The following is a 13,073-nucleotide window of genomic DNA, read 5'->3' as shown; positions in this document are numbered from 1 at the left end:
GTAACGAGGAGACCCGAATGCCCATTCCCAACAACGCGCTCGTGCTGGTCGTCGACGGCCGCAAGATGCTCTTCTTCCGCAACCAGGGCGACGAGAACCAGATCGACCTGCGGACCGAGGACCATGACGAACGCGACGACGCGCATCACGACGGCGATCTCAAGCGGGACGGGCCCGGAACGTCGCACAGCAGCGTCGGGGCCGGACGTTCCTCGATGGAAGAGACCGACTTCAAGCAGCAGGACGAGGATAATTGGGTCAAGGAAGCGGCCGAAAATCTCCGGCTCCGCGCGCTCCGCAATGACTTCGACCACCTGTGCATCGTCGCCCCACCCAAAGCGCTCGGCGTGCTTCGCAAGGCGCTTCACAAGGAAGTGGAGAAGCGGGTTGTCTGCACCATCAACAAGGAAATGAGCGGCCGCCCGATCCCCGACATCGAAGCGCTTATAGTCAGCGAAACCAAGGCGGCCGAACCCGCCGACGTCTAGGCTATGTGGTGCGCCGCCGCGTGATCCGCGCCCTGGTACTGCCGCGGCGGTGCCGGGCTGTGGATCGCCGGGACGTCGGCCTGTGCATTATTTTGGACCGAGTTACGGAAAGAGGTCGATAACCTCGGCGTCGGGAGCCTCCCACCGCAGCCACAGCGAGCGGTGGCAGCCCGCTGGCTCGCGCTCGAAGCAGAGAAGCGCGGTCGGCGCCTCCACAGCGAGCTCACGCAACTGCGCGCTGGCGGCCATCGCCTCGGGCAGCTCAAGCTGCTCGCGGTAGATTCGCTCGAGCTCGGCCTGCCGGCCTTTACGCGCGGCCTCTCGTCCCGCGGCCGGCGTGCCGAGGGCGCGCAGATGGGCATATTCGATCCCTGCTTCGGCCAAGGCCGCGCGCAGCGGCGACTTGGAAAAGCCGGGCCGGCGCGACAGCGGCAACGCCCTGATGTCGACCAGCCGGGTCACCCCCGCGGCCTTCAGCGCGGCGAGGAAGTCGGCGACCGTGGTCCCCTCATAACCGATGGTGAAGAAGCGCAGCGCCAATCAGGCCGGTCCGCTCAGCGGGAAGCGCGGAATGGCGACGTCGAACGCCTCGCCGTCCTCGTCGACCAGCCGGTAGCTGCCCTCCATCGAGCCGGTCGGCGTGCCGAGCGGGCAGCCTGAGACATAGTCGAAGCTCGCCCCCGGCGCGATCAGCGGCATTTCGCCGACCACGCCCTCGCCGCGCACCTCGTGCAGCGCGCCGCGGCCGTCGAGGATGCGCCAGTGCCGCGACAGCAACTGGACGCTCTTCCCGCCGCCATTCTCGAGCCGGATATGGTATGACCAGAACCAGCGGCCATTCTCGGGCGCGGACTGCTCGGCAAGGTAGGACACCGCCACCCGGACGGTGATGTCGCGGGTCGTCGCTTCATGCGGGAACAGGACGGCAAGGGCGCTAAGAGACATAAGCCCTTATGGCAGCCCAGCGGCGCGCCGCAACCGCTCGACGAGCCGCGCGCGGCTATCGTCGAGTCCGACCTGGCGCTGGTGCAGCAGGTCGCGCGACAGGAAATGGCCGGTCAGCGCCAGCCCGTCGAGGATGTCGGGCCACTCCGCCGACCCGCCCGCGAGCAGAAAAGGCGGCAGGCGCAGCAGCTTGCCAGCATAAGGCTCGGCCTCGGCGGCACTGACCGCTCGTCCTGATCGCGGCGAGACCGCCACCAGATTGTCGCTGGCACCACTGACCGCGCAGGCCTCGAGGTCGAGCCCGAAGCCGAGTTCCGCCAGCAGCAACAGCTCATAGCGGACCAGCGCGCTCGCCCAGCCGCGCGCCGCGGGGGCCGCCTCCACCGCGTCGAGCAGCGCGGCCAGCGCGTCGTACAGCCGGGGATATGGCTGGCGCTCGGGCAGCGCGACCGCGGTCAACGCCGCCACCCACTCGATCGCCGCCGCCGGCAGCGCTTCCGACAGCAGCGGACCGCGGCTGTGGATAAGCTCGACCGTGATCTGCGGGAGCTGGACGTCGGTCCGGGCCGCCAGTTGCGCCTCGACCGCATTGCCGGCCATCAGCACCGGCCGCAGCCGCCGTCCCCGCGCCCCGCGGACATAGCCCGCCACCAGTCCCTCGTCGGGGGTGAGCAGCCGGATCACCGCGCCATGCTCGCCATGGTTGCGCAGCCCGAGCACGATGGCGGGGGTGGTCAGCCTCATCCGTTGGGGTGGAAATAATCGTAGAGCTGGCGCGCGGTGCCCTTGCTGATCCCCGGCGCCCGCTCGAGATCCTCCAGCGCCGCGCCCTTGACCGCCCGCGCGGTCCCGAAGTGCATCAGCAGCGCGCGCTTCCGGTTGGGCCCGATCCCCGGTACCTCGTCGAGGGTCGAGGTGGTCAGGCTCTTGGCGCGCTTGGCGCGGTGGGTGCCGATGGCGAAGCGGTGCGCCTCGTCGCGGAGTCGCTGGAGGTAGAAGAGCAAGGGCGAATTGACTGGCAGCGTCAGTTCTCGCCCATTCGGCAGGTGGAACACTTCGCGCCCCTCGCGGCCGTGGTGCGGCCCTTTGGCGACGCCGATCACCGGAATGTCATGGACCCCGGCATTCTCCATGATCTCGCACACCGCGTTCAATTGGCCGCGCCCGCCGTCGATCAGGAGGAGGTCGGGCCATTCCCCGCTCGCCCGGTCGGGATCGTCCTTCTCGAGCCGGGCGAAGCGCCGTTCTAGCACTTCCTTCATCATCCCGAAGTCGTCGTCGGTCGCCGCCTGCTTGATGTTGAACTTGCGGTAGCTGTTCTTACGGAAGCCCTCGGGCCCGGCGACGATCATCGCCCCGGTCGCATTGGTCCCCATGATGTGGCTGTTGTCATAGACCTCGATCCGCTTGGGCAGGTCGGGCAGCTCGAACGTGTCGGCCAGCTCGCGCAGCAGTCGCGTCTGGGTTGTCCCCTCGGCCATCCGCCGCTCGAGTGCCTCTGTGGCGTTTCGGCTGGCCTGCTCGATCAACTTGCGGCGGTCGCCGCGCTGGGGCCGCTCGATCAGGACCTTGCGTTCCGCCCGCTCGGACAGCGCCTCGGCGAGCAGTTCGAGTTCGGGCAGCTCGCGATCGACCAGCACCCGCTTGGGCGGCGGCATATCCTCGTAGAATTGGACCAGGAAGCTGCTGAGAACCTCGGCCTCGGGCACGTCGGCGGTGTGGCTGGGGAAGAAGGCGCGGTGCCCCCAATTCTGCCCGCCACGAATGAAGAAGGCTTGGATGCACATCTGCCCGCCGCTGCAGGCAAGCGCGAAAATATCGGCGTCGCCCAGTCCCTCGGCGTGGACCGTTTGGCTGCCCTGGATGTAGGTCAGCGCGCGCAGCCGATCGCGATAGACCGCCGCCAGCTCGTAATCCTGCTTCTCGGCCGCCTCGGCCATCGACTTGCTCAGCCGCGCCTGCACGCCGGTCGACTTGCCGGAGAGGAAATTCTTCGCGTCTTCGACCAGCTCGCCGTAGGCGGGTTGTTCGATCCGCCCAACGCACGGTGCCGAGCAGCGGCGGATCTGGTAAAGCAGGCAAGGCCGCGATCGGTTCTGGAAAAAGCTGTCCGAACAGCTTCTTAGCAGGAAGAGCTTCTGCAACGCATTAAGCGTGCGAGTGACCGAACCCGCGCTGGCGAACGGCCCGAAATATTGCCCTTTCAGCCGCCGCGCCCCGCGATGTTTCTGCACCCGCGGAAAGGCATGATCCTCGCGCAGCAGGATGAACGGGAAGCTTTTGTCGTCGCGGAGCAGCACATTGTAGGGCGGCCGGAAGCGCTTGATCAGCTGCGCCTCGAGCAGCAGCGCCTCGGCCTCGGTCCGGGTGGTGACGATGGTCATCGAGCGCGTCTGCGCGACCATCCGCTGCAGCCGCTTCGACAGCCGCGCGACCTGCGTATAGTTGGTCACCCTTTGCTTGAGCGCGCGCGCCTTGCCGACATAGAGCACGTCGCCCTTGGCGTCCTGCATCCGATAGACCCCGGGCCGCGCCGGGAGCGTCTTCAAGACATTGCGGATCGCGGCGACCCCCGCCTCGAGATCGGGCGCCTCGCCCCCGCCCTTGACGGTAGTGGTCGCCGCCTCCTCGTTGAAGCGCTCGGCGGCGCGAGGATGGTGCGGACGGTCGGCCTTGCTCACGCCCGCCGACTTAGGTGATCGCCGCCAAGGTTGCGAGAGGGTGAACTTTTGCACCAATGGTGGCGCTGCCGCGCCGCTGCTCTAAAAGGCGGCATCGATGTTCATGTCGCGCGTCTCGACGGCCGATAGCCGCCCCACCAGCATCCGCGAGGCGCTCCGGGTCCCGGCCAGCCGCCGCGCGGTCGGCTGGGCGGTCGCCCTGCTGATCGAGCTGCTGCTGGTGCTTGCGCTGCTAACGCTGGGACGCGGTGAAGCCACCAAGCCGCCGCCCGAACCGCATCTGGTGAGCATCGAGCTCAGCAACCAGAAGACCGACGACACCCCTGCCCCGCCCGCGCCCGCGCCGACCCCCAAGGCCGCCGCAACCGCGCCGACGGTCCCCCTCCCGCCCGCGCCGGTTCCGTCGCAGACGCGCACCCAGGCCACCCCGAGCCCGACGCCGCCAAGCCCGATCGTCGCGCCGACCCCGATCATCGAGTTGCCGAAAGGCGCGATGGCGGGGCTCGACATCCGTTCGCTCCCCAGCGCCCCCGCCGCGCCTCGCCATGTCGCGGGACCCGCCGCGCCCGGCCCGGCCGCCGGGGACACGCCGCTCGCCGAGGGCCACGGCCCCAATGGCGAAAAGCTCTACGCCGCCGCCTGGTATCGCAAACCCTATGAGAGCGAATTGCGCGGTTACTTGTCGACCGCGCAGCCCGACAGCTTCGCGCTGATCGCCTGCAAGACGGTGCCCGACTTCCGCGTCGCCGACTGCATCGGCCTCGACGAATATCCCAACAATTCGGGCGTGCTGCGCGCCGTGCTCGCCGCCGCCTGGCAGTTCCGGGTGCGCCCGCCGCAGCGCGACAACCAGGTGATGGTCGGTGAGTGGGTGCGGATCCGGATCGACTATACGCTGGCGCGCAAGGGATGAGCGCGCGCACCGCCACCTGCCGCTGCGGGCAGCTAAGCGCGACCTGCACGGGCGATCCGGTCCGCGTCTCGGTCTGCTTCTGCCTCAACTGCCAGAAGCGTTCGGGAAGCAGCTTCGCGGCGCAGGCGCGCTGGCCCGACGATCGGGTGCAGTGGGAGGGCGAGACCAAAAGCTGGTCGGCCGCCGGCGACAGCGGCCAGGTCGCGACTTTCCGCTTCTGCCCGACCTGCGGCTCGACTGTCGGCTATCAGGCCGAGGGCCTACCCGGCCTTACCGCCATCGCAATCGGCGCCTTCGCCGAACCGTCCTTCCCGCCGCCCGAATATACGGTCTACGGGGACCGCAAGCACGCCTGGGTCGACGTCGCCGCCCCCAGCCTCGACCCGCTCGACTAGGGTTTTCCGACGGCCAGGAAGCTGGCGAGCGAAATGGCCGGCAAGACCCCCCACACCATCCGATCGTATAAAGCCCCGCGCAGCGTCCGCTCGGCCGGCCAATCGCGCAACGCGCCGAGCAGCGCGTCACAATCGACCCATTCGCGCACCGCGGGCACTTCCGCATAGCGGCGAACCGCCTCTGCCAGCTGCGCAGGGTCGTAGCTCAGGTGCCAGTCGACATTCTGCCGCCCCCGGCGCTGCGGCCGCAGCACGGCTGGCGGGAGCAGGTCGCCGAACGCGCGCTCGAACAGGTCGCGGCGGCCGTCCGGCCCGACCAGCATGGCTGCCGGAAGCGCGTGGACAAACTCCACCAGCCCACGGTCGCGGGTCGGATCGGTCTGCTCGAGCTCGCGCCCGATCGTCACGACATCGTTCGGATTGACCGAAATCCGCACCCCTCGGCGTAGCCACTTGCGATAGGTCAAGCGCGGCGCTGTCGCCGTCGTCGCCTCTCGCAGGGCCACTGCGAACGGCCCGCGGACGAAGCCATCCAGCGGCCTCGGGCCAGGCGGCGTACGCGAGCGCCAGCCGTGGCCGAGCAGCGCGCCGCCGAGGCTCCGCCACCGGCGCGGGTCACGCACCACCAGCGTAGCAATCGTCGCCAACCACCGGCCCACACCCTCCTCGGCCCGAACGTCCTCCAGCCACCCCAAGCCGCCCGCACTCAGCGCATAGTTGCCGAAGTCGCCGCTCAGCAGCAGCCGATTGCCCGCCGCACTGGCGGCGTCCCACAGCTGCTCGCACCAGGCGACTGCCAGCGGCTGCGCGATCGGCACCCGCACCCGCCGATGGATGTCGTCGAGCCTGGCGCACAGGTCGAACGGTCGCGGCCGCAGGACATGATGACGGACGTTGGCGAAACCCGCTGCGGTGCAAGCAGCGAGCGGCGCCTCGTCGAGCAGATGCAGCCCGTCGTCCGCGCCGTCCGGCTCGGCAGCGGCAGTCCAGGCGTCGAGCGTCTGTCCCCGAGCGGCCAGTTCACGCGCCGCGACCGCGGTGACTGCGCCGCTGTCACGGCCCGCGCTCAACAGCGTGCCCGCCGAGCCCTCGATCGCACTCAGACGGCGCTGCACGGCCTGCTCGAGAAGGCCGCGAAGCTTCAATGCGGCTTCCGCATGACCGAGCCTCAAACTAGCCGGTGGCGGCAATTCCCAGAAGCGGCTCACCTTGGCTTCGCCCGCCGTGATCGTCACCAGCGATCCCGGCTGCACCTGCCAGATGCCGTGATAGAGTGAGCGCTGCTCATCGAAGAACGGTTGCATGGCGAACGCTCGCGCGACCATGGTGAGGTCGAACTTGGCGGGCACCCGGCGAATGAGCGCCGCAAGGTCGGTGGAATAAATCACCGTCCCATCGGCGGCGACATGGTAGAAAAGCTCGAGTTCGCTTAGTGGCGCGAGGGCGAGGACGAGAACTTGGCGCTCAAGGTCGGCTAAAGCCACCGCCCAATCCCCGCCAAGTCGGCCGAGGTCACCGGGTGACCAATGCGAAAGCAATTTCCCCGGATCGAGCGGCGCCCGCGGATCGTCGCCGCGTCCCTCGATCACGCAGTGGCGCTGCCCCGCGCGCGCCTCCGCGGCGCGGAACAGTGCGCGGTCGTGCGCGATGGTGACGTCGTGAGCGGCCGGACCGTCGGCCGTGAACCGGCCGGTGACGGTCATCGCCGGTCAGCGATCAGCTAAATTGGCCGCCTTGGCCAGGCTTGCCGAACCCGCGTCCGGAGTGCCGACGCTGCGTTGCGACTCCGCATCGCCGGCCTTCATGACCTTGACCTGTGGCTTCGACCACTTTTTGCGCATTACCCCCACCCGAGCAGTTAACGCGTTTTTGCTAGCAACCGGTTTCGCAGGGATCAAGCCAGGGCCGCACGCTCGTCAGGCGGCGGCTCGGGCTTCCTCGATCTGCTGGTCGGCGAGCATCCACTTGACCGCCGCGGCGGCGTGGATGGCGGTGGTGTCGTAGACCGGCAGGACGTTGGCGCGGGTATCGACCGCGAGCACCAGCTCGGTGCAGCCGAGCACGATCGCCTGGACCTTGAGCTTGCCCAGTTCGGTGATCAACGTCTTCAATTTACGCTGGCTCTCGCGCACGACGCGACCGCCGGCCAGTTCCTCGTAGATGATCCGGTCGACCTCGGTCCGCCACTCGGGGCTGAGTTCCTGGATGACGATGCCGCGCTCCATGTAGGGGGCGCGAGCCCATTCCTCGGTCATGGTGAAGCGCGTGCCGAGCAGCGCGATGCGGCTGCGGCCGTCGGCGACGAGCCGGGCGGCGGTCGCCTCGCGGATGTCGACCAGTTCGAGCCCGGTCGCCTTGCAAGCGGCCTCGGCCGACTTGTGCATCGTGTTGGACGCGAACAGCAGGCCTTCGGCGCCGGCGGTCTTGAGCCGCTGCGAAGCGTCGACCACCACCTTCTCCGCGCCGGTCCAGTCGCCGCTGCGATGGAAGCGCGCGTAATCCTCCTCGAAGTCGAGGCTTTCGATCACCAGCCGGGCGCTGTGCAGCCCGCCCATCCGCTGCGCCACCTGGCGGTTGATGTGATCGTAATAAAGCGCGGTCGAACTCCAGCTCGCCCCGCCGATGATCCCGAGCTTACGCACCTGTCGCCACTCCCCTGGCGCGCGTCGGCGCGCCGTCCCCGAATACCAAGACGATTCAGGCCTCTAGCGAAGCCTCGTCGCGCTTCTTTTCACTTGTTCGCACAGGTCCGACAAGTCGCCAACGCCAATAGTTAACGCGACAACTGCCAGCTGTGGCGGCGAAGCGACAAAGCGTTGCTTGGCCGTTTCGATTAACCAAGCGCTTTCACGATCTCCTCCACCATCTTCTTGGCGTCGGACAGCAGCATCATCGTGTTGTCGCGGTAGAACAGCTCGTTATCGACCCCGGCATAGCCCGCCCCGCCCATCGAGCGCTTGATGAACAGCACGGTGCGCGCCTTTTCGACGTCGAGCACGGGCATCCCGTAAATGGGCGAGCTCTTGTCGGTCTTGGCGGCGGGGTTGGTGACGTCGTTGGCGCCGATCACGAACGCGACGTCGGTCTGCGCGAACTCGGAATTGATGTCCTCGAGCTCGAAGACCTCGTCATAGGGCACGTTCGCCTCGGCAAGCAGCACGTTCATGTGCCCGGGCATGCGGCCGGCGACGGGGTGGATGGCGTATTTCACCTTCACCCCTTCCTTCTTGAGCAGGTCGGCCATCTCGCGCAGCACATGCTGCGCCTGCGCCACCGCCATGCCGTAGCCGGGGACGATGATGACCTGGTCGGCCTGGCTCATCAGGAAGGCGGCGTCCTCGGCCGAGCCGCGCTTGTAGGGGCGGTCGATGACCTCGCCGCCGCCCGCCGCCGCGGTCGCGCCGAAGCCGCCGGCGATGACCGAGATGAAGCTGCGGTTCATCGCGCGGCACATGATGTAGCTGAGGATCGCGCCCGAGCTGCCGACCAGCGCGCCGGTGATGATCATCGCGCTGTTGTGGAGCGTGAAGCCCATCGCCGCCGCCGCCCAGCCCGAATAGCTGTTCAGCATCGACACCACGACCGGCATGTCCGCCCCGCCGATGGGGATGATCAGCAGGAAGCCGATGGCGAAGCTAAGCCCCATGACAGTGAAGAACACCCACGGCGCCTGGTCCTGGGTGAAGTAGGCGATCAGCCCGAGGATGCCGGCGAGCACCGTGAGATTGATGACGTGGCGGCCCGGCAGCAGGATCGGCGACCCGCTCATGTTGCCGTTCAGCTTGAGGAAGGCGATGACCGAGCCCGAGAAGGTGATCGCGCCGATGGCGACGCCGAGCCCGAGCTCGATTCGGCTGACGGGCAGGATGGCGATGAACGACTGGGTGGCGATCGGGGTGACCCGCACCGCGATCCCGAACGCCTCGGGATTGAGGTAGGCGGCGGCGCCGACCAGCACCGCGGCGAGGCCGACGAGGCTGTGAAAGGCCGCGACCAGCTGCGGCATCGCAGTCATCTGGATGCGGCGGGCAGTAACGATGCCGATGACGGCGCCGATGGCGATGGCGGCGATAACGAGCAATAGCGTCGAATAATCCACCGGCCATTGGAATTGCTCGCCGGCAGGGAGCGGCGCGTAGACCGTCCATCCCGGGCCCATCGGCGTCTGGCGAGGCACATGAGTAATAAGCGTCGTCAGCACGGCGATCGCCATACCGATCATGCCAAGGCGGTTGCCGCGCTGGCTGCTGACCGGGCTCGACAAGCCCCTCAGTGCAAGGATGAAGCAGACCCCCGCGACGAGATAGGCGAGCAGGGCCCAGCCGGGCTGGGCGTGGGCGGCCTCAGGCATGCAACTCTCCCCCGTCATGCTGAACTTGTTTCAGCATCCATTTTGCCTTCAGGCTGCAGCGTTCGTGGGAAGATGGATCCTGAACCAAGTTCAGGATGACGGCCGGAGAAACGCGCAAGCCTAGCGCTCCTTCTTCTTGTACATGGCGAGCATTCGGCTGGTCACCGCGAAGCCGCCGAAGATGTTGATGCTGGCGAGCACCACGCCGAGCAGCCCCAGCCACTTCGCGACCGGGTTGCCGCTCGCCGCCGCGGCGATCAGCGCGCCGACGATAATGACGCTGGAGATGGCGTTGGTCACTGCCATCAGCGGGGTGTGGAGCGCCGGGGTCACCGACCAGACGACGAAATAGCCGACGAAGCAGGCCAGCACGAAGATCGAGACGATCGAGATCAGGTCCATGAATGTCCTCTTGGCTTCCTCGCATCAGAGGGGAAGTCGCCGCGCTCGGCAAGACCTGTCCCGTTCTTGGAAGACGAAGTTTCCAAGTTTCCCTGGTTCGACCCCTGCCTGTCCGTATCTCGAAAGGGCCCGAAGCAATTTGTTAACCATTTTCCGAGCAAAGCCGAGACTGACGCTTACTCCTCTCTTGCGGGACAGCATGGCACAAGCCGACGGCAGTAGGACAGGACTAAAGCGGCACTCGCTGCTGGCCGCGTTAATGCCCGTCAACGGGTTCAAGGTTTCCGATTTAATAACCTTTCGCGTGGCAAAAGCAGATCGAATGCGCTCGGACACGCCTTTGCCTTCCGCGGAAGGGACCAAATCACCGGTCAAGCTGCTCTTGTGGCTGAGCCTGATCTGCGCCCTCGTCGGCTATTTCAACGTCGGTGAGGTGGTCGAAGACCTGCTGCGGATGACCCGCAACAACTTCCACCGCTCGGCGGCCAGCGGGCAGCTGGTGTTCGTCGCGATCGACGACCGCAGCACCAAGACGGTCGGCGCCTGGCCGTGGCCGCGCTCGGACCTTGCCCGGCTGATCGACCATGCCTCGGCCGATGGCGCCAAGCAGGTCGTGCTACAGGTCCCGCTCGACGACCACACCAGCGCCGTTGAGGACGACCGCCTCGCCAGCGCGATCGCCAAGGCCGGCAACGTCACCCTTCCCGTCCGCACCCGCCAGGGCACGGGCCGCCAGGGGGAACAGGCCGACGGCGGACCGATGTCGCTGTTCGCCCGCCGCGCGCAGCTCGCCGACACGGCGGTCTTCTACAATTACCAGCAGGCGGTGTGGCGCTCGCCCTACGCCAGCACCTATGGCGGCAAGCCTGTCCCGGGCATGGCGGCGGCGGTCTCGGGCCGCGCGGGCCTGCCGACCAGCGGCGACTTCCGCATCGACTATTCGATCGACCCGACCAGCATTCCGCGGATCAACGCCGCCGACCTGGTTGCGGGACGGGTGCCTGCCGAGCAGTTGCGCGGCAAGACGCTCTATGTCGGCCTCGACGGTGAGGCGCTCGGCGACCAGGTGTGGATCCCGGCGCGCGGGCGGATGGCGATGGCCTATGTCCACATGCTCGCCGCCGAGACGCTGCAGCGGGGCACGCCGCGCGACTGGGGTTTCCTTCCCGCCTTGCTGCTGGCGCTCGGCCTGTGCACCTGGGCCCGCCTGACCCAGAGCCGCCGCCGCGAGGAGATCGCGCTGGCCGTCGGCTTCGGCATCCTCCTCGCCGCGCCGGTCCCGCTCGAGGCTCACCTCGTGTCGGTCGACGTGTTCGCGGGCTTGAGCGCGCTCACCGCGATGAGCGTCCGCCTCGCCTGGCGGCGCTGGCGCCTGGGCGGCCTCATCAACCGCCATACCGGGTTGCCCAACCTGACCGCGCTGCGCGAGGCGTCGGGCCAGGCCAACCGCCTGCTCGCCGCCGCCCGCGTCCACAATTACGCCGAGATCGCCTCGACCCTGCCCGACGAGAGCGAGGCCGAGCTGGTCCGCCAGATCGTCGCCCGGCTGGCGGTCGCCGACAAGCCGATGACCGTCTACCAGGGCGACGAGGGCATCTTCGCCTGGTTCGCCGAGCCGGGCCCGGCGATCACCAACCATCTCGAGGCGCTCCACACCCTGTTCCGCGCCCCCGTCACCATCGACGGCCGCTCGGTCGACGTCGCGCTGACCTTCGGGGTCGAGCTTGGCAGCAACCGCGCCAATGCCAGCCGGCTCGGCAGCGCCCTGGTCGCCGCCGACGAGGCGTGGGACGAAGGGCTGCGCTGGAAATATTACGACCCCGCCCGCGAGGAGCAGGCAAGCTGGCGGCTGTCGCTGCTCGGCGAACTCGACGCCGCGATCGACCGCGGCGAGGTGTGGATCGCCTATCAGCCCCAGCTCGACCTCAAGTCGAACCGGATCGTCGGCGCCGAGGCGCTGGCCCGCTGGACCCACCCCGAGAAGGGTCCGATCAGCCCGGCCGAGTTCGTTGCCGCCGCCGAGCAGCAGGGCCGGATCGCCAAGCTGACCGACTTCGTGCTCGACCGCGCCATCTCCACCGCCGCCGCGATCAACCGCCGCGGGCAGGAGTTCACCATTGCGGTCAACATCTCGCCGCGACTGCTGAGCGATCGCGGGCTGGTCGGACGGATCAAGGAGCGGCTGGTGGTCCACCAGCTTGCGCCCGAGCGGCTGACGCTGGAGTTGACCGAGACCGAATCGCTGCAGAGCGCCGATGAAGGCCTCGCCATGCTCGACGCGCTGCGCCGGCTGGGTGTCCGCATCGCGATCGACGACTATGGCACCGGCCTGTCGACCCTCGACTATCTCAAGAAGGTCCCGGCGAGCGAGATCAAGATCGACCAGAGCTTCGTGAAGGCGATCAAGCTCAACCGGTCGGACCTGATCATGGTCCAGTCGACCATCGCGCTCGCCCACTCGCTTGGCCGCACCGTGGTCGCCGAGGGCGTGGAGGATCGCGCCACACTCGACCAACTGGTCGAGCTCCAGTGCGACATCGTCCAGGGTTATCTGGTCGGTCGCCCGATGGGCGTTCGCGAGCTCGTCCAGTCGCTGCAGATCCGGCACGTCCGCCAAGTCGCGTAACTTCGATCATTACTGCGTTAACCTTTGCCGGCGGCCCTCCCGCCTTGGCGCGTTTCTGCGACTTGTTCGGAAACATGGTAAATAGTTTGCTAACCGTATCGATTAAGGTTAATACTGCTCCCAAGCACCGTCGAATCGGCGGTGCGATACAGGGAGAGTGCTATGTGGAGCTGGCTTTTCGGTTGCGGTTGGCGCTAAGCTGACGCACCGATCCGCGCTCGGGCGGATCAGATTTTCAAAGCGCGTCCGCCGAAAGGCTGGCGCGCTTTTTC

Annotated in this window: 13 protein-coding genes; 4 read left to right on the top strand and 9 right to left on the bottom strand. The window is 67.7% G+C overall.

Annotation, left to right across the window (positions count from 1 at the left end; all coding sequences use genetic code 11):
* Positions 1–17 precede the first annotated feature (17 nt).
* Entirely contained in the window at positions 18–488 is a 471-nt protein-coding gene (locus GCU42_RS02940; RefSeq protein ID WP_114227915.1) for a host attachment family protein, read from the top strand.
* 102 nt (positions 489–590) lie between these two features.
* Here the strand turns inward: GCU42_RS02940 and GCU42_RS02935 are convergent, their stop codons facing one another.
* The 4 genes from GCU42_RS02935 to uvrC are packed head-to-tail and all read right to left on the bottom strand — an operon-like array spanning position 591 to position 4,114.
* On the bottom strand, positions 591–1,022 hold the full coding sequence (locus tag GCU42_RS02935) for a DUF488 domain-containing protein (RefSeq protein WP_114228364.1): 432 nt from the start codon (positions 1,020–1,022) through the stop codon (positions 591–593).
* 6 nt (positions 1,023–1,028) lie between these two features.
* Positions 1,029–1,433 (bottom strand): Co2+/Mg2+ efflux protein ApaG, encoded by a 405-nt coding sequence (apaG, locus tag GCU42_RS02930; RefSeq protein WP_114227916.1) that lies wholly within the window; start codon positions 1,431–1,433, stop codon positions 1,029–1,031.
* A 6-nt stretch (positions 1,434–1,439) separates the two neighbouring features.
* Positions 1,440–2,177: a DNA repair protein RecO gene (recO, locus tag GCU42_RS02925; protein ID WP_114227917.1), complete on the bottom strand. Its 738-nt coding sequence runs from the start codon at positions 2,175–2,177 to the stop codon at positions 1,440–1,442.
* A complete protein-coding gene (gene uvrC, locus GCU42_RS02920) occupies positions 2,174–4,114 on the bottom strand; it encodes an excinuclease ABC subunit UvrC (RefSeq protein ID WP_114227918.1) in 1,941 nt (646 codons plus the stop codon). Before uvrC ends, recO begins: the two co-directional genes overlap by 4 nt.
* A gap of 97 nt (positions 4,115–4,211) precedes the next feature.
* Here uvrC and GCU42_RS02915 point away from each other — a divergent pair, with 97 nt between their 5' ends.
* Both GCU42_RS02915 and GCU42_RS02910 read left to right on the top strand, forming a co-directional pair.
* Entirely contained in the window at positions 4,212–5,027 is an 816-nt protein-coding gene (locus GCU42_RS02915) for a hypothetical protein (RefSeq protein ID WP_114227919.1), read from the top strand.
* Positions 5,024–5,422, top strand: coding sequence for a GFA family protein (locus GCU42_RS02910; protein ID WP_114227920.1), 399 nt, complete (start codon positions 5,024–5,026; stop codon positions 5,420–5,422). The genes GCU42_RS02915 and GCU42_RS02910 overlap by 4 nt, the downstream gene beginning before the upstream one ends.
* Here GCU42_RS02910 and GCU42_RS02905 read toward each other — a convergent pair.
* The 5 genes from GCU42_RS02905 to GCU42_RS02890 form a co-directional block, all read right to left on the bottom strand.
* Complete coding sequence (locus GCU42_RS02905; protein WP_114227921.1) at positions 5,419–7,125, bottom strand: asparagine synthase-related protein; 1,707 nt, start codon at positions 7,123–7,125, stop codon at positions 5,419–5,421. The two genes, GCU42_RS02910 and GCU42_RS02905, sit on opposite strands and share 4 nt — an antisense overlap.
* Before the next feature lie 6 nt (positions 7,126–7,131).
* A complete protein-coding gene (locus GCU42_RS15480; RefSeq protein ID WP_275887915.1) occupies positions 7,132–7,263 on the bottom strand; it encodes a hypothetical protein in 132 nt (43 codons plus the stop codon).
* Positions 7,264–7,338: 75 nt separating this feature from the next.
* Positions 7,339–8,064 (bottom strand): aspartate/glutamate racemase family protein, encoded by a 726-nt coding sequence (locus GCU42_RS02900; RefSeq protein WP_114227922.1) that lies wholly within the window; start codon positions 8,062–8,064, stop codon positions 7,339–7,341.
* A 191-nt stretch (positions 8,065–8,255) separates the two neighbouring features.
* Positions 8,256–9,773, bottom strand: a complete 1,518-nt coding sequence (locus GCU42_RS02895; protein ID WP_114227923.1) for an NAD(P)(+) transhydrogenase (Re/Si-specific) subunit beta — start codon at positions 9,771–9,773, stop codon at positions 8,256–8,258.
* A gap of 120 nt (positions 9,774–9,893) precedes the next feature.
* Positions 9,894–10,175 carry an NAD(P) transhydrogenase subunit alpha part 2 gene (locus GCU42_RS02890; protein WP_114227924.1) on the bottom strand — a complete coding sequence of 94 codons (282 nt, stop codon included), beginning with the start codon at positions 10,173–10,175 and terminating at the stop codon, positions 9,894–9,896.
* Positions 10,176–10,515: 340 nt separating this feature from the next.
* Here GCU42_RS02890 and GCU42_RS02885 point away from each other — a divergent pair, with 340 nt between their 5' ends.
* Positions 10,516–12,801, top strand: a complete 2,286-nt coding sequence (locus GCU42_RS02885; RefSeq protein WP_162789230.1) for a putative bifunctional diguanylate cyclase/phosphodiesterase — start codon at positions 10,516–10,518, stop codon at positions 12,799–12,801.
* The last annotated feature ends 272 nt before the right edge of the window (positions 12,802–13,073 follow it).

Origin of the sequence: Sphingomonas ginsengisoli An et al. 2013 (genome assembly GCF_009363895.1) — a bacterium.
In the GTDB taxonomy this organism is placed as follows: Bacteria; Pseudomonadota; Alphaproteobacteria; order Sphingomonadales; family Sphingomonadaceae; genus Sphingomicrobium; species Sphingomicrobium ginsengisoli.
This window is presented reverse-complemented; position numbering and strand designations above follow the sequence as displayed.

Coding starts and splice junctions, on each gene's coding strand:
- apaG (WP_114227916.1), bottom strand. CDS start 1,433: ATGTCTCTTAGCGCCCTTGCCGTCCTGTTCCCGCATGAAGCGACGACC.
- GCU42_RS02910 (WP_114227920.1), top strand. CDS start 5,024: ATGAGCGCGCGCACCGCCACCTGCCGCTGCGGGCAGCTAAGCGCGACC.
- GCU42_RS15480 (WP_275887915.1), bottom strand. CDS start 7,263: ATGCGCAAAAAGTGGTCGAAGCCACAGGTCAAGGTCATGAAGGCCGGC.
- GCU42_RS02905 (WP_114227921.1), bottom strand. CDS start 7,125: ATGACCGTCACCGGCCGGTTCACGGCCGACGGTCCGGCCGCTCACGAC.
- GCU42_RS02895 (WP_114227923.1), bottom strand. CDS start 9,773: ATGCCTGAGGCCGCCCACGCCCAGCCCGGCTGGGCCCTGCTCGCCTAT.
- GCU42_RS02890 (WP_114227924.1), bottom strand. CDS start 10,175: ATGGACCTGATCTCGATCGTCTCGATCTTCGTGCTGGCCTGCTTCGTC.
- recO (WP_114227917.1), bottom strand. CDS start 2,177: ATGAGGCTGACCACCCCCGCCATCGTGCTCGGGCTGCGCAACCATGGC.
- GCU42_RS02915 (WP_114227919.1), top strand. CDS start 4,212: ATGTTCATGTCGCGCGTCTCGACGGCCGATAGCCGCCCCACCAGCATC.
- GCU42_RS02940 (WP_114227915.1), top strand. CDS start 18: ATGCCCATTCCCAACAACGCGCTCGTGCTGGTCGTCGACGGCCGCAAG.